This window comes from Burkholderia sp. AU45388 (assembly GCF_030481585.1).
In the GTDB taxonomy this organism is placed as follows: Bacteria; Pseudomonadota; Gammaproteobacteria; order Burkholderiales; family Burkholderiaceae; genus Burkholderia; species Burkholderia sola.
Genome location: NZ_JAUJPV010000029.1, coordinates 50,690 through 73,876, shown reverse-complemented (window position 1 = coordinate 73,876; position 23,187 = coordinate 50,690). Strand labels below are relative to the sequence as shown.

Sequence of the window (23,187 nt, the reverse complement as noted above, 5' to 3'; positions counted from 1 at the left end):
CGGGAGAATCTGCAATGTTGCATAACTGGTCGATCCGCACGACGCTCACGGCGGTCGGACTCATCCTCGTGTGCCTGACCGCCGCGGTCGGCGGGCTCGGCCTCTACGCGCTCAATCACGCGAGCCGCTCGCTCGACGAGATCGCGCACGTCGACCTGCCGGCGATCCACACGCTCGACGACGCGGCCGCGCAGCTGCTGCGCTCGCGCGTCGCGCTCGATCGTTTTCGTACGCTGACCGAAGGCGGCAATGCGACCGAGGCGGCGAAGGTGCTCGACCGCGCGCAGGAGCTGTATGGGAAGTCGAACCAGAACTGGCAGGCGTTCCAGTCGACGCCGAAGCTCGGTGTCGATCAGGCGCTTCTCGACGAGCTCGCCGCCCGGCACACGACGATCGTGAAGGAAGGCGTCGAGCCGGAGTTCGCCGCGGCGCGCGCGGGCGACATGGCCGCGTACCACGCGATCGCCGACACGAAGATCAGCCCGATGTTCATTGCGTTCGACCAGACGGCGGCGGCCGTGATCGCCGCGCTGACGAAGCGCGCGGAAGACCGCCAGGCCGAGACGCAGTCGCAGATCTCGATGATGATCGCGCTGATCGCGGCCGGCATCGCGATCGCGTTCGTCGTCGTGATCGCGATCCGCTTCGTGCTGCGCGGGCTGATCGTCCAGCCGATCGAGGACGCGATCGCGCATTTCGAGCGCATTGCCGGCGGCGACCTCACGCAGCCGGTCAACGTTGCCAGCGCGAACGAGATCGGCCGCCTGTTCGGCGGCATCAAGCGGATGCAGGACGCCGTCACGACGATGGTGCAGGCCGTGCATCGCGGCACCGAGTCGATCGACGTCGGCGCGCGCGAGATCGCGACCGGCAACATCGACCTGTCGCAGCGCACCGAGGAGCAGGCCGCGTCGCTGCAGGAAACCGCGTCGAGCATGGAGCAACTGACGGGCACCGTGCGGCAGAACGCGGAGAACGCGCGGCAGGCGAGCCAGCTCGCGGTGAACGCGTCGGACATCGCGACGCAGGGCGGCGACGTGGTCGGCCAGGTCGTGTCGACGATGCAGGACATCGCGGCGAGCTCGGGCAAGGTCGTCGACATCATCGGCACGATCGAAGGCATCGCGTTCCAGACCAACATCCTCGCGCTGAACGCGGCCGTCGAGGCGGCGCGGGCCGGCGAGCAGGGCCGCGGCTTCGCGGTGGTCGCGGGCGAGGTGCGTTCGCTCGCGCAGCGCAGCGCGAGCGCCGCGAAGGAAATCAAGCAACTGATCGGCGATTCGGCCGAGAAGGTCGACAGCGGGTCGGCGCTCGTCGCGCGCGCCGGCACGACGATGGACGAGATCGTGCAGGCCGTGCGCCGCGTGACCGACATCATGGGCGAGATCAGCGCCGCGTCCGACGAGCAGTCGACCGGCATCGAGCAGGTCAACCGCGCGGTCGGCCAGATGGATGCGGTCACGCAGCAGAACGCGGCGCTCGTCGAGCAGGCGGCGGCCGCGGCCGCGTCGCTCGAGGAGCAGACGCGCCAGATGAAGGCGATCGTGTCGGGCTGGCGCGTCGCGGGCGGCATCGCGCTCGCGCCGGCGCGCAGCGTCGCGCGGCCGGTGGCCCACGAACCGGCGGCGCTGCCGTCGGCGTCGCGCCACGATGCGCCGGTCGCCGCGCTGCCGGCGCCGCAGCCGGCGGCCCAACCGGCGGCCCAACCGGCGGCACGGCGCGCCGCGCCGGCGTCGCGCACGGCTGCCACGGCTGCCGCGACCGCGGCGCCCGAATCGACGCGTGCGGCCGATGCCGCCGCGCGGACCCAGAAGGATGCACCGGCTTCGCGTGGCGGCGCCGCCGCGGGCGGCTACGGCCCGCGTCTCGCGAAGACGGCCGCGCCGGCGGACAAGCCGGCCGCGAAGCCCGCGCTCGTGCGCCCGGCGCTGAACGGCGAGAAGCCGGCGCCCGCGACCGCCGGCGCGTCCGACGACGACTGGGAGACCTTCTAAGCCATGCAGCACGCGCGCGCGCCGTTTCGACCCGATGCACCGGATGCCTCGCCCCGCGCGGGCGAGCCGGGGCGCGACTTCGCGTTCACCGGCGCGGATTTCGCGCGCATCCGCGCGCTGATCCATCAACGCGCGGGCATCTCGCTGTCCGAGCACAAGCGCGACATGGCCTACAGCCGGCTCGCGCGACGGCTGCGGGCGCGCGGCCTCGACACGTTCCGCGACTACCTCGACCTGCTCGAGCAGGAAGACGATCCGCTCGAGTGGGAAGCGTTCACCAACGCGCTGACCACCAACCTGACCGCGTTTTTCCGCGAGGCGCACCATTTCCCGATCCTGGCGGAATTCGTGAAATCGCGGCCGGCGCCCGTGTCGGTCTGGTGCTCCGCGGCGTCGACCGGCGAGGAGCCGTACTCGATCGCGATCACGCTGATCGAGGCGCTCGGCGATTCGGCCGCGCGCAGCGCGACGATCCTCGCGACCGATCTCGACACGCAGGTGCTCGCGAAGGCCGAAGCCGGCATCTACACGTACGACCAGGTCAAGCACCTGTCGCCGGAGCGGCTCAAGCGCTTCTTCCTGAAGGGTACGGGCGCGCAGGCCGGCCGCGTGAAGGTGCGCCCCGAGCTGCGCGCGATGATCCGCTTCGAGCAGCTGAACCTGACCGATGCGGACTACGGGATCGCGAAGCCGTTCGACGCGATCTTCTGCCGCAACGTGATGATCTATTTCGACAAGCCGACGCAGGGGCAGGTGCTGTCGCGCTTCGATCCGCTCGTGAAACCGGGCGGGCTGCTGTTCGCCGGCCATTCGGAGAACTTCACGTACGTGACGCAGGCGTTCCGGCTGCGCGGGCAGACGGTGTACGAACTGACGCGCGACGTCGAGCAGGGCGCGCGCTCGCGCGGCGCGCAGGCGAGCGCGGCGGCCGCGATGCCGTCGCGCGCGCGGGCCGCGGGCGGCGCGCCCGCCTATGGAGAGCGCGGATGAGCGCACTGCCGATCGCGACCAATCGCTACTTCGACAACCACTTCGAGCGCCCCGGCGTGAAGCTGTTGCCGAACGAGTTCTACACGACCGCCGAGGACATGGTGCTGATGACCGTGCTCGGCTCGTGCGTCGCCGCGTGCCTGCACGACCCGTACGCGGGCATCGGCGGGATGAACCATTTCATGCTGCCGGACGACGGCGCCGATCCGGGCGCGGCCGCGTCGGAATCGATGCGCTACGGCGCATATGCGATGGAAGTGCTGATCAACGAGCTGATCAAGGCCGGCGGGCGCCGCGAGCGCTTCGAGGCGAAGGTGTTCGGCGGCGCGGCCGTGCTCGCCGGGATGACGACGATCAACATCGGCGATCGCAACGCGGATTTCGTGCGCCGCTACCTCGCGCTCGAGCGCATCCGCATCACCGCGGAAGACCTGCAGGGCGTGCATCCGCGCAAGGTCGCGTTCATGCCGCACAGCGGGCGCGCGATGGTGAAGAAGCTGCGGCTGCAGGTGCCGGGCGTGACCGAACGCGAAGCCGCGCTCGCGCGCGAGGCCGAGCGCGCCCGTCGCGCGCACGTCGAGCTGTTTGCCGCGAAGCGGCCTGCCGCGCCGCAGCCGGCGCGCCCGCGCATCGAGCTGTTCGGCGGACGCGGCGCCGCGCCGGCCGGCGGCGGTAGCGCGGCCGCGGCCGGCGCCGCGCGGACGGCGAACCTATCAAGAAAGCAGGAGGCATGACCGCAGTGCAGAAGATCAAAGTGTTGTGCGTCGACGATTCGGCGCTGATCCGCAGCCTGATGACCGAGATCATCAACAGCCAGCCCGACATGACGGTGGTCGCGACCGCGCCCGATCCGCTCGTCGCGCGCGAGCTCATCAAGCAGCACAACCCCGACGTGCTCACGCTCGACGTCGAAATGCCGCGCATGGACGGGCTCGACTTCCTCGAGAAGCTGATGCGCCTGCGGCCGATGCCGGTCGTGATGGTGTCGTCGCTGACCGAGCGCGGCTCGGAAATCACGCTGCGCGCGCTCGAACTCGGCGCGGTGGATTTCGTCACGAAGCCGCGCGTCGGGATTCGCGACGGGATGCTCGACTACGCGGAAAAGCTCGCCGACAAGATCCGCGCGGCGTCGCGCGCGCGCGTGCGCCAGGCGCCGCAGCCGCAGGCCGCCGCCCGCACGGCGGACAGCGCCGCGGCCGCGCCGATGATCAACAATCCGCTCGTCAGTACCGAGAAGCTGATCATCATCGGCGCGTCGACGGGCGGCACCGAGGCGATCCGCGAAGTGCTGACGCCGCTGCCGCCGGACGCGCCGGCCGTGCTGATCGCGCAGCACATGCCGCCCGGCTTCACGAAATCGTTCGCGCAGCGGCTGAACGGCCTGTGCCGGATCGCGGTAAAGGAAGCCGAGCACGGCGAGCGCGTGCTGCCGGGCCATGCGTACATCGCGCCGGGCCACGCGCACCTGTTGCTCGCGAGAAGCGGCGCGAACTATATTGCGCAACTGTCGGACGAGCCGCCGGTGAACCGGCACCGCCCGTCGGTCGACGTGCTGTTCCGCTCGGCGGCGACGCACGCGGGCAAGAACGCGATCGGCGTGATCCTCACCGGGATGGGCCGCGACGGCGCGGCCGGCCTGCTGGAAATGAAACGCGCGGGCGCTTACACGTTCGCGCAGGACGAGGCGAGCTGTATCGTGTTCGGGATGCCGCGCGAGGCGATCGCGCTCGGCGGTGCGGACGAGGTCGCGCCGCTCGCCGACATGAGCCGCCGCGTGATGGCGCGCCTGGCGACGATGGGCGACCGCGTGCAGCGCGTGTGAATGGACTGTCACGGGGCGCGTGCCACGATACGCGTCCCGACGGAAACGAATCTGGAAAGGAACGACGATGGACAAGAGCATGAAAATCCTGGTGGTGGACGATTTCCCGACGATGCGCCGGATCGTCCGCAACCTGCTCAAGGAACTGGGCTACACGAACGTCGACGAGGCCGAGGACGGCGCGGCCGGCCTCGCGCGGCTGCGCGGCGGCGGCTTCGACTTCGTGATCTCGGACTGGAACATGCCGAACCTCGACGGTCTCGCGATGCTCAAGGAGATCCGCGCGGACGCGACGCTCACGCACCTGCCGGTGCTGATGGTCACGGCCGAGTCGAAGAAGGAGAACATCATCGCGGCCGCGCAGGCCGGCGCGAGCGGCTACGTCGTGAAACCGTTCACGGCCGCGACGCTCGACGAGAAGCTGAACAAGATCATCGACAAGATGGCCAAGGCCGGGAGCTGAACGTGAACGAGCCGATCCATGCGGCGCTTGCCGGCGCGGCGGTCAATGCCGACGGCCATGCCGAAGGCGCCGATTACGCGAGCGACCGGATCCTCGCGCGCATCGGCCACGTCACGCGCACGCTGCGCGATTCGATGCGCGAACTCGGGCTCGACAAGCATGTCGAGCGCGCGGCGGAAGCCGTGCCCGATGCGCGCGACCGGCTGCGCTACGTCGCGACGATGACCGAGCAGGCCGCCGTGCGCGTGCTGAATGCGATCGAGATCGCGAAGCCGATGCAGGAGCGCGTGCAGAACGAAGCCGAGGCGCTCGATGCGCGCTGGGCGCAGTGGTACGCCGCGCCGATCGAGCATGCGGAAGTGCGCGAGCTGATGGACGATACGCGCGCGTTCCTGCGCACGCTGCCCGAATCGACGGCGGCGACTCGCGCGCAATTGCTCGAGATCATGCTTGCGCAGGATTTCCAGGATCTGACCGGGCAGGTGATCAAGAAGATCATGGACATGGTCTACCTGATCGAGCAGCAGCTCCTCACCGTGCTCGTCGAGAACATCGCGCCGGAGCGGCGCGAGCAGTTCGCGGCCACCGCGGCGGCATTCGCGGCCGAAGCGATGAGCGCGACCGGCAGCCCCGAATCGCTGCTGAACGGCCCGCAGATCGCGCCGGAAGGCAAATCCGATGTCGTTCAGGACCAGGGGCAGGTCGACGACCTGCTCGCGAGCCTCGGCTTCTGATCCTGCCGCCGCGCATCCGCGCGCCCCATTGCCGGGCGCCCCGTTCTGCGGGGCCGCCCCGATGCGCGCATGCCCCGTCGCGGTCTCGTTTCCCACGCCCGCCGCCGCTGCGCGGCGCGGCGTGATCCTGCGTCGAATTGACACGCTGACACACTCCGCAGGCATACTACGCGTCAGCAGCAACGTAGCGTCATTCGTACGATTCATAAGTGGGCAGGCGGCGCGGGCCGATGGCGGCGCCGTCGGCACCGAAGCCTTGGGGGGGGAACGTGAAGCTGAAACGCTTGGGCTGGACCGTCGCGCATGCGACGGCTGCAATGGGTGTGCTGTGGGCCGTCCACGCACACGCGGAACTGGGCGGCGCGCCGATGTCGCCGCCGGCGGACGATCAGGCCGCCACCGTGCGCGCGCTGCAGCGCGCGATGCGCTCGGCGGACGGCGTGCAGACGAGCACGGCCGCCTATACCGTGCGCGAGATCACGCTCGGATCGGGCACTGTCATCCACGAATACACGTCGGCCGCCGGCAGCGTGTTCGGCCTCGCGTGGCGCGGGCCGACGATGCCGGATCTCGCGTCGCTGCTCGGCAGCTATTTCCCGCAGTACACCGCCGGCGTCCAGGCGGCGCACCGGGCGCGCGGCTGGCGTGCGCCGGTGACCGTCGAGACGAGCGGCCTCGTGATCCGGACGGGCGGCCACATGGGCGCCTTCTCCGGCCAGGCATGGCTGCCGTCGGCGCTGCCGGCCGGCGTGGCCGGCACCGATATCCAGTGACAGCGGGAGAGCGATCTTGAGCATGACTCGTACATTCAAGCGCTGGTTCGGCGTGCTGGGCCTCCTGGCCGCGACGGCCGTGCTCGTGACGGCTTGCGGCGGCGGCGATGGCGGCGGCAGCAGCAGTTCGGGCAACAACGGCAATACCGGCAATACCGGCAATAACGGCTCGGGCGGATCCGACGGCAACAGCGGCAACACGGCCGTCATCACGGTCGCCGCCGGCGCCGCGAACGTGATCAACATCCCGACCATCAGCGTGAAGGTCTGCGTGCCGGGCACGTCGAACTGCCAGATCGTCAACAACGTGCTCGTCGATACCGCGTCCTACGGGCTGAGGCTCGTCGGCAGCGCGGTGTCGGGCGTGCACGACAGCCTGCCGCAAGTGACGAGCGGCGGCGCGCCGGTCGCCGAATGCGGCAAGTTCGTGTCGAGCTACACGTGGGGCTCGGTGCGCACCGTCGACCTGTCGATCGGCAGCGAGCAGGCCGCGTCGCTGCCCGTGCAGATCATCGGCGACCTCGGCACGACGAACGTGCCGAGCTCGTGCACGAACGGCGGCGCGTCGGCCAACTCGACGAGCGCGCTCGGCGCGAACGGGATCCTCGGCATCGGGCCGGCGCCGTACGACTGCGGCACGACCTGCGCGACGTCGACGTCGACGAACAACAACTACTACGCGTGCCCGAACGGCGACAACGCGAGCTGCACCGTCACGCTCGTGCCGCTGGCGCAGCAGGTGGCCAACCCGGTGCACCGGTTCGCGAACAACGACGGCGTGAGCGTGCAGATGCCGGCCATCTCGAGCAACGGGCAGGGGAGCGCGACCGGCACGCTGACGTTCGGCTTGCCGAACCTGAGCGGCAAGACGGTGCTGACGTCGACCACGACCGGCGACGTCAGCGCGACGTTCCAGGGGCGCAACGTGACCGCGTTCTTCGACACGGGCTCGAACGCGTATTTCTTCAACGATTCGGCGCAGACGGTCTGTTCGAGGAATACGGAGTTCTACTGCCCGTCGGCCACGACCACCTATTCGGCCACGCTGAGCGGCCAGAACGGCGCGTCGGGCACCGTGTCGATGCCGGTCGCGAACGCGGATTCGTTGTTCTCGAACGCGTCGACGTTCGCGTTCAACGACATCGCGGGGCCGTTCGGCTCGTCCAACTGGCTCGACATCGGCATGCCGCACTTCTACGGCAAGACGATCTACTTCGGGATGGACAAGACCGCGAGCGGCGGCGCGCAGCCGTTCGTCGCGTTCTGACGCGGCGTCGCCGGACGCAGGAACGAGGGGGCGAGCGATCGCCCCCTTTTTTATTCCGGCGCGCCGCGCGTGCGCTACGGACCGCATCGCCGCCACGCGCCGACATAGCGCCTACGATGTAAGACCGGCACCGGTGCCGGCAAGACATCGAAGGAGACAGCGCATGAACCCGCGTATCCAGCGCATCACGCCGTTCCTGTGGTTCGACCGCGACGCCGAGGCGGCGGCCGGTTTCTACGTATCGGTGTTCGACAACGCGCGCATCGTGCACGTCGCGCGCTACGGCAAGGCCGGCGCGCATGCGTCCGGCAACGCCGAGGGCGCGGTGATGACCGTGTCGTTCGAGCTCGACGGGCAGGCGTTCGTCGCGCTGAACGGCGGCCCCGTGTTCCAGATGACGCCGGCCGTGTCGTTCGTCGTCAACTGCCGCGACCAGGCCGAGATCGACCATTACTGGACGCGCTTGTCCGAGGGCGGCGACGAACGTGCGCAGCAATGCGGCTGGCTGCGGGACCGCTTCGGCGTGTCGTGGCAGGTCGTGCCCGTGCAGATGACCGAACTGATGACGGGCGACCCGGCCCGCGCCGAGCGCGTGATGGCGCAGGTGATGACGATGAAGAAGCTCGACCTCGGCGCGTTGCAGCGTGCGGCGGCCGGTTAGGTCGCTCAGGTCGGTCAGGCTGTTCGGGCCGGCGATGGCCGGCCGTGCCGTCCCGACGCCGTAGGGCGCGATTCGGACGGAACCGGCGATGCCGAAAGGCACCGCGACCGGCGCGCCTGCGTATCGCCGGCCGGCCGGTTAATCGAATAAGGGCACTCGAATCGATTATCGATTCGCGCGATTTCATTCGGATGTAATCAAAGCCGGATTATCCGGGACGGTCGCCTCTGTCAGATCTTCACGATTATTGAAATGACGCGGCATGCAAGCCCGGGACGCGAAATCCGCTCTTGCAGCCGTTCCCGCGTCATTTGAATGCGTATTGCCCCATATGCCAAAAGAGATGGAAGCCACCGAAATTCGATCATATAATTCCGGCGTTGTTTCCGGGGTGCCAATATAAAACAGGAGGGTAATAAAATGAATTTTTCCGAAGCCGTTCGTGCCGCACTGAATAAATACGCGACATTCGAAGGCCGTGCGCGTCGTGCCGAATACTGGTATTTCGCGCTGCTGAGCTGCGTGCTGTCGATCGTCGGCCAGATCATCGGCGCGGCGGGCCGCGATGCGGGCCTGATCACGCTGCTGCTGCTCGGCGTCATCTCCCTCGTGTCGCTCGCGCTGATCATTCCGGGCATCGCGGTCAGCGTGCGCCGCCTGCACGATACGGGCCGCTCGGGCTGGTTCCTGCTGCTCGCGCTGATTCCGATCGTCGGCGGCATCCTGCTGCTCGTGTGGATGTGCTCGCGCGGCACCGAAGGCCCGAACCGCTTCGGCGCGGACCCGATTCCGGCGGCCTGACCGACGCCTGCCCCGACCGACGCGCGTCGCCGTTCGTCGGGGCCTGCTTTTCCCGCCTTTCCCGTTTTTCCCGTTTCTCGCGCCTTTCCCGCCCGTCGTTTCACCGTTCCCCGCGCATTCCGCCGCTGCCGCCTCGCTTGCGGCCGCCGCGTCGCCCATGCTCGGGCGGCTCCGTTTTTCCGCCGCGCCGCGCGCCGTTCCAGCCGCGTTCGCGGGCGCTCGCCCGATTCCCCGAAATACCCCCCTTTCCCGGCTTTGCTCGACCGATCGGCGTTTGACGCCTCCATGAATAATCGGTGTCACTGGAAAGCGGCATTCCGCCGTACCCGACTGGAGGCCCCGTGGCAGACGAGAGCGATCTCGACAAGACCGAAGCCGCCACTCCCAGGCGCCGCGAGAAGGCGCGCGAGGAGGGGCAGGTCGCGCGTTCGCGCGAACTGGCTTCGTTCGCTCTGCTCGCGGCGGGGTTCTACGGCGCATGGCTGCTCGCGGGCCCGTCGGGCGGGCATCTGCAGGCGATGCTGCGCGGCGCGTTCACGTTCGATCGCGCGACCGCGTTCGACACCCACCGGATGCTGTCGGCGGCCGGCAGCGCGAGCCTCGAAGGCTTCGCCGCGCTGCTGCCGCTGCTCGCGCTCACCGGCGTCGCCGCGCTGCTCGCGCCGATGGCGCTCGGCGGCTGGCTGATTTCGCAGAAAACCTTCGAGCTGAAGTTCGACCGCCTGAACCCGATCTCGGGCCTCGGCCGGATCTTCTCGATCCAGGGGCCGATCCAGCTCGGGATGTCGATCGCGAAGACGCTGGTCGTCGGCGGGATCGGCGGCATCGCGATCTGGCGCAGCAAGGACGAACTGCTCGGCCTCGCCACGCAGCCGCTCGGCGCCGCGCTGCCCGATGCGCTGCATCTGGTCGCCGTGTGCTGCGGCACGACGGTCGCCGGGATGCTGGTGGTCGCCGGGCTCGACGTGCCTTACCAACTCTGGCAGTACAACAAGAAGCTGCGCATGACGAAGGAAGAAGTGAAGCGCGAGCATCGCGAGAACGAAGGCGATCCGCACGTGAAGGGGCGGATTCGCCAGCAGCAGCGCGCGATCGCGCGGCGCCGGATGATGGCGGCCGTGCCGAAGGCCGACGTGGTGGTCACGAACCCGACGCACTTCGCGGTCGCGCTGCAATACACGGACGGCGAGATGCGCGCGCCGAAGGTCGTCGCGAAGGGCGTGAACCTCGTCGCCGCGCGCATCCGCGAACTCGCGGCCGAACACAACGTGCCGCTGCTCGAAGCGCCGCCGCTCGCGCGTGCGCTGTATCACAACGTCGAACTCGAACGCGAGATCCCGGGCTCGCTGTACTCGGCCGTGGCCGAAGTGCTCGCGTGGGTCTACCAGCTCAAGCGCTTCCGTTCGGAAGGCGGCGCGTTCCCGGCGATGCCGGTCGATCTGGACGTGCCGGCCGAACTCGACAAGGGCACGTCGGTCGCCGCCGACGACGAACGTGAAGAAGCCGAGGACGCCCTCGGCAAGCAAGGGAACGCAGCATGAGCACCCCGACCACCGGCCTGTTCGCGAAGCGCCCGAACCCATTCGCAGGCAAGAACCTGCGCGCGCTCGCGGGGCCGATCCTCATCTGCATGATCCTGGGGATGATGATCCTGCCGCTGCCGCCGATGCTGCTGGATCTGCTGTTCACGTTCAACATCGCGCTGTCCGTGATGGTGCTGCTCGTCAGCATGTACACGATGAAGCCGCTCGACTTCGCGGCGTTCCCGAGCGTGCTGCTGTTCTCGACGCTGCTGCGCCTGTCGCTGAACGTCGCGTCGACGCGCGTCGTGCTGCTCGAAGGCCACACCGGCCCCGACGCGGCCGGCCAGGTGATCGAGGCGTTCGGCCACTTCCTCGTCGGCGGCAACTTCGCGGTCGGCATCGTCGTGTTCGTGATCCTGATGATCATCAACTTCATGGTGATCACGAAGGGCGCGGGGCGGATCGCCGAAGTGTCCGCGCGCTTCACGCTCGATGCGATGCCCGGCAAGCAGATGGCGATCGACGCCGACCTGAACGCCGGCCTCATCAACGAGGAACAGGCGCGCAAGCGGCGCCTGGCCGTGTCGCAGGAAGCCGAGTTCTACGGGTCGATGGACGGCGCGTCGAAGTTCGTGCGCGGCGACGCGATCGCCGGCCTGATCATCATGGCGATCAACGTGATCGGCGGGCTGATCGTCGGGATGGTCCAGCACGACATGTCGTTCGCCGCGGCCGGCACCAACTACACGCTGCTGACGATCGGCGACGGCCTCGTCGCGCAGATCCCGTCGCTCGTGATCTCGACTGCGGCCGGCGTGATCGTGTCGCGCGTCGCGACCGACGAGGACATCGGCACGCAGATCACCGGCCAGCTGTTCACGAACCCGCGCGTGCTGAACATCACCGGCGCGATCATCGTGCTGATGGGGCTGATCCCGGGCATGCCGCACTTCGCGTTCCTCGCGCTCGGCGGCGGCGCGATCTGGCTGGCGCGCACGCAGACCAAGCGCGCGGCGGCCCGCAAGGCGGCCGGCGACGTGACCGACATCGCGCCGCCCGCCGTGCTGCCGGCCGACAGCCACGAAGCGACCTGGGACGACGTGCAGCTGATCGACCCGCTCGGCCTCGAAGTCGGCTACCGGCTGATCCCGCTCGTCGACAAGAACAGCGACGGCGAGCTGCTCAAGCGCATCAAGAGCATCCGCAAGAAATTCGCGCAGGAAATCGGCTTCCTGCCGCCGGTGATCCATATCCGCGACAACCTCGAACTGCGGCCGAACGCGTACCGGATCGCGCTGAAAGGCGTCGAGATCGGCTTCGGCGAAGTGTTTCCGGGCCAGTGGCTCGCGATCAACCCGGGCCAGGTGACGGCCGCGCTGCCGGGCGCCGTCACGCAGGATCCCGCGTTCGGGCTGCCGGCCGTGTGGATCGACGTCGCGCTGCGCGAGCAGGCGCAGGTGTACGGCTACACGGTGGTCGACGCGAGCACGGTGGTCGCGACGCACCTGAACCATCTCGTCGTCCAGCACGCGGCCGAGCTGCTCGGCCGCCAGGAAGTGCAGGCGCTCGTCGAGCGCACCGGCAAGGACGCGCCGTCGCTCGTCGAGGACCTGGTGCCGAAGACGATCTCGCTCACCACGCTGCAGAAGGTGCTGCAGAACCTGCTCGAGGAAGGCGTGCCGATCCGCGACATGCGCACGATCCTCGAGGCCGTGTCCGAGCATGCGGGCCGCGGCGACGCATTCGAGATCACGGCGGCGGTGCGGCTCTCGCTCGGCCGCGCGATCACGCAGCAGTGGTATCCGGGCAACGGCGAAATGCAGGTGATGGGCCTCGACGCGAATCTGGAGCGCGTGCTGTCGCAGGCGCTCGCCACCGGCGCGAATCCGGGCCTCGAACCCGGCCTCGCGCACAACCTTCTGACCGGCACGCAGCAAGCGATGCTGCGTCAACAGAATCTCGGGCTGCCGCCCGTGCTGCTGGTGCAGCACGCGCTGCGCGCGATGCTCGCGCGTTTCCTGCGCCGCAGCCTGCCGCAACTGAAAGTGCTGTCGTACGCCGAAGTGCCGGACACACGCACGATCAAAGTCGTTAACGTCATCGGGGGTTCCGCTTGAACATTCGCAAATTCACCGGCGCAACGAGCCGCGACGCACTTCGTCTCGTGCGCGAGGCGCTCGGCGCCGACGCGGTCGTGCTGTCGAACCGCACGCTCGATGACGGCAGCGTCGAAATCGTTGCACTCGCCGATTCGGATCTCGCCGCGGTGGCGCCGCCGGCCGCGCGTCCGCGCCTCGCCACGTCGCGCGCGCCGGAATCCGTGCCGGCCGCCGCCGTGCCGGGCATCGTGTCGCGCCCGGGCATCGCTCCGCGCCCGGCCGTCAATCCGTATGCGGCGGGCGAAGGCGGGCTGCCGGACGTGTTCTCGTCCGTGTTCGGCGCGAGCGCCGACATGCAAGACGCGGATGCGCACGCGGCGCCGATCGATGCGGACGCGCCCGCGGCGGCAGCGCCGTCGAGCGCCGCATCCGCCGCGGCAGGCATGCCGGCCGCCGGATCGTCCGCGCCTGCTTCCGAACCCGCACCGTGGCTCGTCGAGCACGCGAAGCGCCTGACGCAGCAGCGCGACGCGCTGCTCGCCCGTGCGCAGGCGTCTGCCGAGCCGCAGGCGAGCACGCCCGCGCCGCAAGCCGCCGCCCGCGCGACGCCGCCCGACTGGGCGCGCGACATCGTGCGCGACGCCGAACGCCGGTCGCCGGCCGCCGGAGCGCCGGCCTCTGCGAAGCGCGCAGCCGACACGGGCGCCGCATACGGCGCCAGGGCGACGGAACGCACGCACCTGTCCGCCGACACGGCCGCCGTGGTGGCCGATGCGGTGAAGTCGCGCATCGAGCGGATCGTCAACGACACGGTGATGCAGGAGCTGGGCGAGCTGCGCGGGATGATGGAAGAGCAGTTCGACAGCCTGATGTGGCACGACCGCCAGCGTCGCGGCCCCGTCCACGGCGCGCTGACGAAGCACCTGTTCGCGGCCGGCTTCTCCGCGCAGCTCGTGCGGATGCTGGTCGACAACCTGCCGTCCGGCGACGGCGCGCAGACCTTCGAGCAGGCCGCCGAATGGGCGCAGTCGGTGCTCGCATCGAACCTGCCGGTGCTGGACAGCGAGGACGCGCTGATGGAGCGCGGCGGCGTGTTCGCGCTGATGGGCCCGACGGGCGTCGGCAAGACGACCACCACCGCGAAGCTGGCCGCGCGCTGCGTGATGCGCTTCGGCGCGAGCAAGGTCGCGCTGCTGACCACCGACAGCTACCGGATCGGCGGCCACGAGCAACTGCGCATCTTCGGCAAGATCCTCGGCGTGCCGGTTCACGCGGTGAAGGATGCGGGCGACCTCGCGCTCGCGCTGTCCGAGCTGCGCAACAAGCACATCGTGCTGATCGACACGATCGGCATGAGCCAGCGCGACCGCGCGGTGTCCGACCAGATCGCGATGCTGCACGGCGCGAACGCGCCGGTGCAGCGCCTGCTGCTGCTCAACGCGACGAGCCACGGCGACACGCTGAACGAAGTCGTGCAGGCGTACCGCAGCGCGGGCGAGCATCCGGACCTGGCCGGCTGCATCCTCACGAAGCTCGACGAGGCGACTCACCTCGGCGGCGTGCTCGACACGGTGATCCGCTACAAGCTGCCGGTCCACTACGTGTCGACCGGCCAGAAGGTGCCGGAGAACCTGTACGTCGCATCGACCAAATTCCTGCTGAAGAGCGCGTTCTGTGTACCGCGCGACGGCTCGCCCTTCGTGCCGCAAGACGAGGACATGCCGACGCTGCTTTCCGCACTGACCGCACGTTCCACCGCCGAGCTGCACGAGGTGCGATTTGGATAAACGGATCATCGATCAGGCCGAAGGGCTGCGGCGCCTGCTGGCCGGGCGCGCGTCGCGCATCGTCGCGGTGACGGGCGGGCCGGCGGGCGTCGGCTGCACGTCCACCGTCGTGAACCTCGCGGCGGCGCTCGCGTCGCTCGGCAAGGACGTGCTCGTCGTCGACGAGCGCGCCGACGTGCATTCGGCCAGCGCGACGCTCGCCGGCGCGTGGCTGCGCGACGGCGAACGCACGCGGGTGGCGGCCGGCTTCGGCCTGTGCGGCGCCGCGCGGCTCGCGCGCGCCGGCTACGGCGACGCGCAACTGAGCGACTTCATCGACGGCCCGGCCGACATCGTCCTCGTCGACGCGCAGCTCGGCGCCGACGGATCGTTGTCGGCGCTCGCGCGCGAAGCGCACGACGTGCTGATCGTCACGCGGGTCGCCGCGCAGGCGATCACCGAGGCGTATGCGTGCATGAAGCGGCTGCATTTCGCGCACGCGTTCGCGCAGTTCCGCGTGCTGACCAATCAGGTCGCCAGCCACGCGGACGCGAAGACGGCCTTCGACAACCTCGCGGGCGTCGCGAGCCGCTACCTGACCGTGTCGATCGCCGACGCGGGCTGCGTGAGCGCCGATCCGCTCGTCGAGCACGCCCGCGAACTGATGCATGCGGTGGTCGACGCGTTCCCGTCGTCGGCTGCCGCGCGCGACTACCGGCAGATTGCCGCCGACCTGTTGTACTGGCCGATGCGCCCCGGTTCGGGCGCGGGCCGCGCGGTCCATGCCGGCGGCAAGCCGTCGTATGAGGCGGGCGCGGCACACGCCGCGTGAGCGCCACCCGAAGGAGGGAGCCATGATGTACAACGCTCAAGGAAAGATGTCCCAGGCCGACGTGCTCGCGCAATATGCGCCGCTCGTGCGCCGCCTTGGACTGCAGCTCGTCGCGAAGATGCCGGCGAGCGTCGATCTCGACGATCTGATCCAGGCCGGCATGATCGGCCTGATGGACGCGGCCGGCCGCTACAAGGAAGACCAGGGCGCGCAGTTCGAGACCTACGCGACGCAGCGGATCCGCGGCGCGATGCTCGACGAGCTGCGCAGCAACGACTGGCTGCCGCGCAGCCTGCGCAAGACGTCGCGCGAGGTCGAGCACGCGGTGCACCAGGTCGAGCAGCACCTCGGCCGCTCGGCGACCGAGACCGAGATCGCGCAGCACCTGAACATGCCGCTCGACGAATACCAGGGGATGCTGCAGGATCTGCACGGCAGCCAGCTCATCTACTACGAGGATTTCGATCGCGCGGCCGACGACGAGCCGTTCCTCGACCGTTATCGCGTCGATCATGCCGATCCGTTGTCGGCGCTGCTCGACGAGCACCTGCGCGAGGCGCTCGTGGAGGCGATCGAGCGGCTGCCGGAGCGCGAGAAGCTGCTGATGTCGCTGTACTACGAACGGGGCCTGAATCTGCGCGAAATCGGCGCGGTGCTCGAGGTGAGCGAATCGCGCGTGTGCCAGTTGCACAGCCAGGCCGTCGCGCGCCTGCGCGCGCGGCTGCGCGAACAGGCGTGGGTCGGCGCCGAGTCCTGACCCCGGCGTCCTGCCCCGTTGGCCACGGCCGCGCGCGCCCGCGCCGCGCGCGTCTCGTGCCTACGCATCGTCCTTGCGCATTTCGCGCGCCGATTTGCTACAATCCCCTCCGTTTTCCGAGGAGCGTTGCGACGGGCCATCAGTGTCCGCCAGGCTCGGAGAGCTTCACCAAGCAGCCGTGCGGCGATTTTCCCGCCGGCCCCGCTTCCTGAACGGCGCTCACGTCACCAATCTAGAAACTTTTTAGAAAGGAGGGCGTGATGAACGCCATTATCGATTCCAAGGCTTCCCACGATTACGTCGTCGCCGACATGGCGCTGGCCGGCTGGGGCCGCAAGGAACTCAACATCGCCGAGACCGAAATGCCGGGCCTCGTGCAGATCCGCGACGAATACAAGGCGCAGCAGCCGCTGAAGGGCGCGCGCATTGCCGGTTCGCTGCACATGACGATCCAGACGGGCGTGCTGATCGAGACGCTGAAGGCGCTCGGCGCGGACGTGCGCTGGGCATCGTGCAACATCTTCTCGACGCAGGATCACGCGGCGGCCGCGATCGTCGAAGCCGGCACGCCGGTGTTCGCGTTCAAGGGCGAGTCGCTCGACGAATACTGGGAGTTCTCGCACCGCATCTTCGAATGGCCGAACGGCGAATTCGCGAACATGATCCTGGACGACGGCGGCGACGCCACGCTGCTGCTGATCCTCGGCGCGAAGGCCGAGAAGGACCGTTCGGTGATCGCGAAGCCGACCAACGAGGAAGAAGTCGCGCTGTACAAGTCGATCGCGGCGCACCTCGACGTCGACGCGAACTGGTACTCGAAGCGCCTCGCGCACATCAAGGGCGTGACCGAGGAAACCACGACCGGCGTGCACCGCCTGTACCAGATGGAAAAGGACGGCCGCCTGCCGTTCCCGGCGTTCAACGTGAACGATTCCGTCACGAAGTCGAAGTTCGACAACCTGTACGGCTGCCGCGAATCGCTCGTCGACGGCATCAAGCGCGCGACCGACGTGATGATCGCGGGCAAGGTCGCGGTCGTCGCGGGCTACGGCGACGTGGGCAAGGGCTGCGCGCAGTCGCTGCGCGGGCTGGGCGCGACCGTGTGGGTCACCGAAATCGATCCGATCTGCGCGCTGCAGGCGGCGATGGAAGGCTACCGCGTCGTGACGATGGAATACGCGGCGGACAAAGCCGACATCTTCGTGACGGCGACCGGCAACTACCACGTGATCAACCACGATCACATGAAGGCGATGCGCCACAACGCGATCGTCTGCAACATCGGCCACTTCGACTCGGAAATCGACGTCGCGTCGACGCGCCAGTACCAGTGGGAAAACATCAAGCCGCAGGTCGACCACATCATCTTCCCGGACGGCAAGCGCGTGATCCTGCTGGCCGAAGGCCGCCTCGTGAACCTCGGCTGCGCGACCGGCCACCCGTCGTTCGTGATGTCGAACTCGTTCGCGAACCAGACGCTCGCGCAGATCGAGCTGTTCGTGCGCGGCAACGAGTACGAGAACAAGGTGTACGTGCTGCCGAAGCATCTCGATGAAAAGGTCGCGCGCCTGCACCTCGCGCGCATCGGCGCGAACCTGTCGGTGCTGTCGGACGAGCAGGCGTCGTACATCGGCGTGCAGAAGGACGGCCCGTTCAAGCCGAACCACTACCGCTATTGACCCCGATGCGCGGCCGCCGCCGCGCCGTGCGCCCCGAACGGGCGTGCGCGGCGCGGCGGCGCTCCCCGATCGTACCGATCGACAACCGAACCGGAGCCCTCCATGAGCGTCATCCTCACCTGGGTCATCAACGCGCTCGCGCTGCTGATCATCACGTACCTCGTGCCGTCGATCCACATCAAGAGCTTCGGCACCGCGCTGATCGTCGCGGTCGTGCTCGGGCTGATCAACACGGTGATCCGGCCGGTGCTGATCCTGCTGACGCTGCCCGTCACGATCGTCACGCTCGGGGTGTTCATCCTCGTCGTGAACGCGCTGTGCTTCTGGTTCGCGTCGTCGCTGCTGAAGGGCTTCGAGGTGTCGGGGTTCTGGTCCGCGTTCTTCGGTTCGATCCTGTACAGCATCGTGTCGTGGCTGCTGTCCGCCCTGATCTTCGGCCAGCGCGACTTCGGCTGAGCGCGGGCGGGCGCAGGCCCAATCCCATCGAATCATGAAATCGATCGAACTCTCGTTTGAATTCTTCCCGCCGAAGTCGGCGGACGGCGTCGAAAAGCTGTGCGCCACGCGCGCGCAGCTGCTGCCGCTGAAGCCGAAATTCGTCTCCGTGACGTTCGGCGCCGGCGGCTCGACGCAGCAGGGCACGCTCGATACCGTGCTCGACATGCAGAAGGACGGCCTCGAGGCCGCGCCGCACCTGTCGTGCATCGGCTCGTCGCGCGACAACCTGCGCGCGATCCTCGACCAGTACCGCTCGCACGGCATCCGGCACATCGTCGCGCTGCGCGGCGATCTGCCGTCGGGAATGGGCGAGGTCGGCGAGCTGCGCTATGCGTCCGAGCTCGTCAGTTTCATCCGCGCCGAGCACGGCGACTGGTTCCACATCGAGGTCGCCGGCTATCCGGAGTACCACCCGCAATCGCGCTCGCCGAAGGCCGATCTCGAGAATTTCGCGCGCAAGGTGAAAGCCGGCGCGAATTCCGCGATCACGCAGTACTTCTTCAACGCGGATGCGTATTTCCGCTTCGTCGACGATACGCGCAAGCTTGGCGTGGACGTGCCGATCGTGCCGGGCATCATGCCGATCACGAACTTCTCGCAGCTGATGCGCTTCTCCGAGATGTGCGGCGCCGAAGTACCGCGCTGGGTCGCGCGCCGGCTCGAGAGCTTCGGCGACGATCGCGAGTCGATCCGCGCGTTCGGCGCGGACGTCGTCACGAGCCTGTGCCAGCGCCTGATCGACGCGGGCGTGCCGGGGCTGCACTTCTACACGCTGAACTTGGCGACCGCCACGCGGACGATCTGCGAACGGCTCGCGGTGTAACGAGCGCCGTCACGCGGTTGCCTGCGTGAAAGCCCCGCCGGTTTGCGCCGGCGGGGCTTTTTTATCGTGACGCGCCGCGCATGCCGCGCGGCGCAAGCCGCCGAATCAGCGCTGCGCCTGCATCAGCGGCGGGCGGCGGTCGAACCACGGCCGCGCCTGTTCGAGCTGCCGCGCGAGCCGGAGCAGCAGCGCGTCGTCCGCGTGGCGCGCGGCGAACTGCACGCCGATCGGCAGCCCGCGCGCGTTCCAGTACAGCGGCACCGACATCGCCGGCTGGCCGGTCAGGTTGAACAGCTCGGTGCAGCCGGCCCACGCGAACGCCTTCTCCGACGATTTCGCGAGCATTTCCTTCAGCAGCGGCTTCACCGGCAGCGCGGCGACGAGCTTCATCTGCGCGGATTCGAACGGCGTCGGCTGCAGCTCGCCGATCTTCACCGGCGGCCCCGCGAGCGATGCGCACAGGATCGCGTCGTAACGCGACACGAGACCGGCGACCTGCACGGTGAGCTGGCGCTGCCATTCGAGCACGTCCGGCAGGCGCGTGCGCGCGAGACGCCGGCCGACCACCGCCATCGCCCACGTCGCGGCCTCGAATTCGCCGCGCCGCGGTGTGCGGCCGGTCAGCGCGCGCGCGCCGAGCACCATGTCCTCGGCGATCGTCGCCCACAGTGTCAGAAAGGTTTCGGCCGCGCGCGCGTAGTCGATCGGCAGCGTCGCGGGCTCGACGTGGTGGCCGAGCGATTCGAGCAGCGCGGCCGCATCGTCGAGCGCCGCGCGCGTGTCGTCGGCGAGCGCCGGCGCGAGCATCGGATCGACGACGAGGCCGATCCGCAGCGGGCCGGGCGGCGTATCGAGCGCGCCGAGGAAGGTGCCGGGCGCGCCGGGCGGCAGCGTCTGGCCGGTCGTCACGTCGAGCAGCAGCGCACTGTCGCGCACGCTGCGCGACACCGCGTGCTGGACGACGAGTTCGCCGTTCGACGGCAGGTCGACGAGCACCGGGTTGCGGCTCGGCTTCAGCCCGAACAGCCCGCAGCACGATGCCGGAATGCGGATCGAGCCGCCGCCGTCGGACGCATGCGCGAGCGGCACGATGCCGGCCGCGACGGCCGCCGCCGCGCCGCCGCTCGATCCGCCGGGCGTGTGGTCGAGATTCCACGGGTTGCGGCACGCGCCGAACAGTTCCGGTTCCGTGTACGGCATCTGGCCGATCTCGGGCGTGTTGGTCTTGCCGAATACGTTCAAGCCCGCCGCGCGGCTGCGCGCGATCACCGGTGAATCGTCGGTCGGCACGAAATACCGGTAGTGCCGGCTGCCCATCGACAGCGGCAGCCCGGCGACCGCCGCGCCGAGATCCTTGACGAGATACGGCACGCCCGCGAACGGCGCGTCGGCGCCGGGCGGGGGCGCGGCCGCCGCACGCGCGCGCGCGGCTTCGTAGTCCTGCAGCACGATCGCGTTGATCGCGCCGTTCACCGCTTCGGCCTGGCCGATCGCGGCGTCGAGCAGTTCGCGCGGGCTGGCGTGGCGGTCGCGCACGAGCGCGGCGAGGCCGATTGCGTCATGCGCGAGATAGTCCGAGTGCATCGCGGTCACCCCCGTTGTGACTCGTGGCGATGGTGCGAGCATAACGCGGGCCCGGCGTGGCGGGCTCGCGGCAGGGCCTGTTTAGAGATGCTCGGCGAGGAAGGTCAGCGTGCGGCCGTGCGCGAGCGCCGCGGCGCGCTGGTTGTACGACGCGCGGTCCGTGCAGTTGAAGCCGTGCTCGGCGCCCGGGTACACGTGGAACGACGCATCGCCGTGGCCGGCGAACGCGGCCTTCACCTGGTCGACGGCCGTGAGCGGAATGCCGTGGTCGTTTTCCGCGTAGTGGAACAGGATCGGCTGCGTGACCTGGCCGGCGAGGTCCAGCGCGTTCTGGATGCCGCCGCCGTAATAGGCCACCGCCGCGTCGAGCTTGCCGGTCGCGGCCGCGCGATACGCGAGCTGGCCGCCGAAGCAGTAGCCGATCGCGGCGAGCTTGCCGGCCACTTCGGGGCGTGCGCGCAACACGTCGGCCGTCGCGACGATGTCCGCGACCGCGAGACCCACGTCGGTCTTCTTCAGCAGCTCGATGCCCTTGTCGCGATCCGCGCCGTCGTAGGTCAGCTCGACGCGCGGCTGCGTGCGCCAGAACACGTCCGGCGCGAGCGCGACGAAGCCGTCGGCCGCGTACTGGTCGGCGACCGCGCGGATGTGCGCGTTCACGCCGAAGATCTCCTGGATGATGATGACGGCAGGGCCCTTGCCGCGCTTGGGAAGTGCGAGATAGCCGCCGAAGCTGTCGTTACCGGTCGGGATGTCGATCCATTGGGCAGTCACGTTCTGAACTCCTGCGTGCGGGGTGCGCGAGGCGCACCGGAGAGTGAAAAGAGGGCGGCCTAGTGTGCCACCAATCGACCGGTGCTGCAGCGCACGCGGGCACTTCTCGCGCAGCGATCGTTTCGATCTCGATTTTTCATTTTTCGACGCCGCGCCGCTTCGATAGAGTCGATGTGTCGGCCTTTACAAAGCGCTTTCGCGCATCGTCATCGAAGGATTCGCCATGTCTGCCCGCCCGTTTTCCACGCCCTTTTCCGAACGCTTCGGCCTGCGCCTGCCGCTCGTGCAGGCGCCGATGGTCGGCGCGACCACGACCGCGATGGTTGCCGCCGCGTCGAATGCCGGCGCGCTCGGCAGCTTCGGCGCCGGCGCGCTCGCGCCCGAGCGTATCGAGGCCGAAGTCGCCGCGATCCGCGCGGCGACCGATCGCCCGTTCGCGATCAACCTGTTCGTGTTGCCCGATGAAGCCGCGCCCGACGCGGCGACCGTCGCGCGCGCGCTGGCGGCGATCGACCCGCTGAATACCGCGCTCGGCCTGCCGCCGGGCACGGCGCCCGCGCGCTACGCGCCCGATTTCCGCGCGCAGCTCGATGCGCTCGTCGCGCTGCGCGTGCCGGTCGCGAGCTTCACGTTCGGCGTGCTCGACGCGGCCGACGTCGCGCGCCTGAAAGCCGCCGGCACTTATGTGATCGGCACCGCGACGCACGTGGCCGAAGGGCGCGCGTGGCAGGCGGCCGGCGCCGACGCGATCTCCGCGCAGGGCGCCGAGGCGGGCGGCCATCGCGGCACCTTCATCGGTGCCGCCGACGACGCGCTGATCGGCACGCTCGCGCTCGTTCCGCAGCTCGTCGACGCGACGGGCCTGCCCGTGCTGGCCTCGGGCGGCATCATGGACGGCCGCGGCATCGCGGCCGCGCTCGCGCTCGGCGCGCAGGCCGCGCAACTCGGCACCGCGTTCCTCACGTGCGCGGAAAGCGCGATCGCGGCGGACTGGAAGGCGCGCCTGCTCGCGAGCGCCGATACGTCGACGCAGGTCACGCGCGCGATCACCGGCCGTCACGCACGCGGGCTGCGCAACACGCTGATGGCGCGGCTCGGCGAGCACGCGGCCGACGTCGCGCCGTATCCGGTGCAGAACGCGCTGACCCAGCCGCTGCGCCAGGCGGCCGCGCGCGCGAACGACGGCGACTATCTGTCGCTGTGGGCCGGCCAGGGCGCGCCGCTCGCGCGGCGGCGCGGCGATGCGCTGACGACGTCGCAACTGGTCGCCGCGCTCGACGCGGAATGGCGCGCATCGGCGGCCTGAACACCGGTTCGGCCGCTTGAACGGTTCATGTCGGGCGACGA

21 protein-coding genes and 1 riboswitch are annotated in these 23,187 nt (G+C 69.3%); of the genes, 19 read left to right on the top strand and 2 right to left on the bottom strand.

Going from position 1 to position 23,187, the window contains the following annotated elements:
- The first annotated feature begins 14 nt into the window (after window positions 1–14).
- From QZM72_RS31980 to metF, 18 genes are all read left to right on the top strand, one after another.
- A complete protein-coding gene (locus tag QZM72_RS31980) occupies window positions 15–1,994 on the top strand; it encodes a methyl-accepting chemotaxis protein (protein ID WP_301740101.1) in 1,980 nt (659 codons plus the stop codon).
- A 3-nt stretch (window positions 1,995–1,997) separates the two neighbouring features.
- The gene (locus tag QZM72_RS31975) at window positions 1,998–2,984 is read left to right on the top strand and encodes a CheR family methyltransferase (protein ID WP_089466384.1); all 987 of its coding nucleotides are present in this window, start codon (window positions 1,998–2,000) and stop codon (window positions 2,982–2,984) included.
- The gene (gene cheD, locus QZM72_RS31970; RefSeq protein ID WP_089466385.1) at window positions 2,981–3,718 is read left to right on the top strand and encodes a chemoreceptor glutamine deamidase CheD; all 738 of its coding nucleotides are present in this window, start codon (window positions 2,981–2,983) and stop codon (window positions 3,716–3,718) included. Before QZM72_RS31975 ends, cheD begins: the two co-directional genes overlap by 4 nt.
- Window positions 3,715–4,806, top strand: coding sequence for a chemotaxis response regulator protein-glutamate methylesterase (locus QZM72_RS31965; protein WP_089466386.1), 1,092 nt, complete (start codon window positions 3,715–3,717; stop codon window positions 4,804–4,806). The genes cheD and QZM72_RS31965 overlap by 4 nt, the downstream gene beginning before the upstream one ends.
- A 67-nt stretch (window positions 4,807–4,873) precedes the next feature.
- The gene (cheY, locus tag QZM72_RS31960; RefSeq protein ID WP_006754880.1) at window positions 4,874–5,269 is read left to right on the top strand and encodes a chemotaxis response regulator CheY; all 396 of its coding nucleotides are present in this window, start codon (window positions 4,874–4,876) and stop codon (window positions 5,267–5,269) included.
- 2 nt (window positions 5,270–5,271) lie between these two features.
- Window positions 5,272–6,003: a protein phosphatase CheZ gene (gene cheZ / locus QZM72_RS31955; protein ID WP_069618698.1), complete on the top strand. Its 732-nt coding sequence runs from the start codon at window positions 5,272–5,274 to the stop codon at window positions 6,001–6,003.
- Between the two features lie 269 nt (window positions 6,004–6,272).
- Window positions 6,273–6,776: a DUF2844 domain-containing protein gene (locus tag QZM72_RS31950; RefSeq protein ID WP_089466447.1), complete on the top strand. Its 504-nt coding sequence runs from the start codon at window positions 6,273–6,275 to the stop codon at window positions 6,774–6,776.
- Window positions 6,777–6,792: 16 nt separating this feature from the next.
- Window positions 6,793–8,043 (top strand): DUF3443 family protein, encoded by a 1,251-nt coding sequence (locus QZM72_RS31945; protein ID WP_089466387.1) that lies wholly within the window; start codon window positions 6,793–6,795, stop codon window positions 8,041–8,043.
- A 163-nt stretch (window positions 8,044–8,206) separates the two neighbouring features.
- The gene (locus QZM72_RS31940; RefSeq protein WP_089466388.1) at window positions 8,207–8,704 is read left to right on the top strand and encodes a VOC family protein; all 498 of its coding nucleotides are present in this window, start codon (window positions 8,207–8,209) and stop codon (window positions 8,702–8,704) included.
- 420 nt (window positions 8,705–9,124) lie between these two features.
- Entirely contained in the window at window positions 9,125–9,505 is a 381-nt protein-coding gene (locus QZM72_RS31935; protein WP_089466389.1) for a DUF805 domain-containing protein, read from the top strand.
- 341 nt (window positions 9,506–9,846) lie between these two features.
- Window positions 9,847–11,046: a flagellar biosynthesis protein FlhB gene (flhB, locus tag QZM72_RS31930; RefSeq protein ID WP_089466390.1), complete on the top strand. Its 1,200-nt coding sequence runs from the start codon at window positions 9,847–9,849 to the stop codon at window positions 11,044–11,046.
- A complete protein-coding gene (gene flhA / locus QZM72_RS31925; protein WP_089466391.1) occupies window positions 11,043–13,145 on the top strand; it encodes a flagellar biosynthesis protein FlhA in 2,103 nt (700 codons plus the stop codon). Before flhB ends, flhA begins: the two co-directional genes overlap by 4 nt.
- Window positions 13,142–14,914, top strand: a complete 1,773-nt coding sequence (gene flhF, locus QZM72_RS31920; RefSeq protein ID WP_301740100.1) for a flagellar biosynthesis protein FlhF — start codon at window positions 13,142–13,144, stop codon at window positions 14,912–14,914. Before flhA ends, flhF begins: the two co-directional genes overlap by 4 nt.
- Window positions 14,907–15,725: a MinD/ParA family protein gene (locus QZM72_RS31915; protein WP_301740099.1), complete on the top strand. Its 819-nt coding sequence runs from the start codon at window positions 14,907–14,909 to the stop codon at window positions 15,723–15,725. Before flhF ends, QZM72_RS31915 begins: the two co-directional genes overlap by 8 nt.
- A gap of 22 nt (window positions 15,726–15,747) precedes the next feature.
- Window positions 15,748–16,482 carry an RNA polymerase sigma factor FliA gene (locus QZM72_RS31910; protein WP_089466394.1) on the top strand — a complete coding sequence of 245 codons (735 nt, stop codon included), beginning with the start codon at window positions 15,748–15,750 and terminating at the stop codon, window positions 16,480–16,482.
- Window positions 16,483–16,594: 112 nt separating this feature from the next.
- Window positions 16,595–16,710: riboswitch (S-adenosyl-L-homocysteine riboswitch) on the top strand.
- Window positions 16,711–16,742: 32 nt separating this feature from the next.
- Window positions 16,743–18,161, top strand: a complete 1,419-nt coding sequence (ahcY, locus tag QZM72_RS31905) for an adenosylhomocysteinase (RefSeq protein ID WP_089466395.1) — start codon at window positions 16,743–16,745, stop codon at window positions 18,159–18,161.
- 102 nt (window positions 18,162–18,263) lie between these two features.
- Window positions 18,264–18,617, top strand: a complete 354-nt coding sequence (locus QZM72_RS31900) for a phage holin family protein (RefSeq protein ID WP_089466396.1) — start codon at window positions 18,264–18,266, stop codon at window positions 18,615–18,617.
- A 34-nt stretch (window positions 18,618–18,651) separates the two neighbouring features.
- Window positions 18,652–19,482 (top strand): methylenetetrahydrofolate reductase [NAD(P)H], encoded by an 831-nt coding sequence (gene metF / locus QZM72_RS31895; protein ID WP_301740098.1) that lies wholly within the window; start codon window positions 18,652–18,654, stop codon window positions 19,480–19,482.
- A 105-nt stretch (window positions 19,483–19,587) separates the two neighbouring features.
- On the opposite strand, the gene QZM72_RS31890 is transcribed toward metF, so the two are convergent.
- Both QZM72_RS31890 and QZM72_RS31885 read right to left on the bottom strand, forming a co-directional pair.
- Complete coding sequence (locus QZM72_RS31890; RefSeq protein ID WP_301740113.1) at window positions 19,588–21,066, bottom strand: amidase; 1,479 nt, start codon at window positions 21,064–21,066, stop codon at window positions 19,588–19,590.
- Between the two features lie 81 nt (window positions 21,067–21,147).
- Window positions 21,148–21,840: a dienelactone hydrolase family protein gene (locus tag QZM72_RS31885; protein WP_089466398.1), complete on the bottom strand. Its 693-nt coding sequence runs from the start codon at window positions 21,838–21,840 to the stop codon at window positions 21,148–21,150.
- A gap of 223 nt (window positions 21,841–22,063) precedes the next feature.
- Between QZM72_RS31885 and QZM72_RS31880 the strand changes: the two genes are divergently transcribed.
- The gene (locus tag QZM72_RS31880) at window positions 22,064–23,146 is read left to right on the top strand and encodes a nitronate monooxygenase family protein (RefSeq protein WP_301740097.1); all 1,083 of its coding nucleotides are present in this window, start codon (window positions 22,064–22,066) and stop codon (window positions 23,144–23,146) included.
- The last annotated feature ends 41 nt before the right edge of the window (window positions 23,147–23,187 follow it).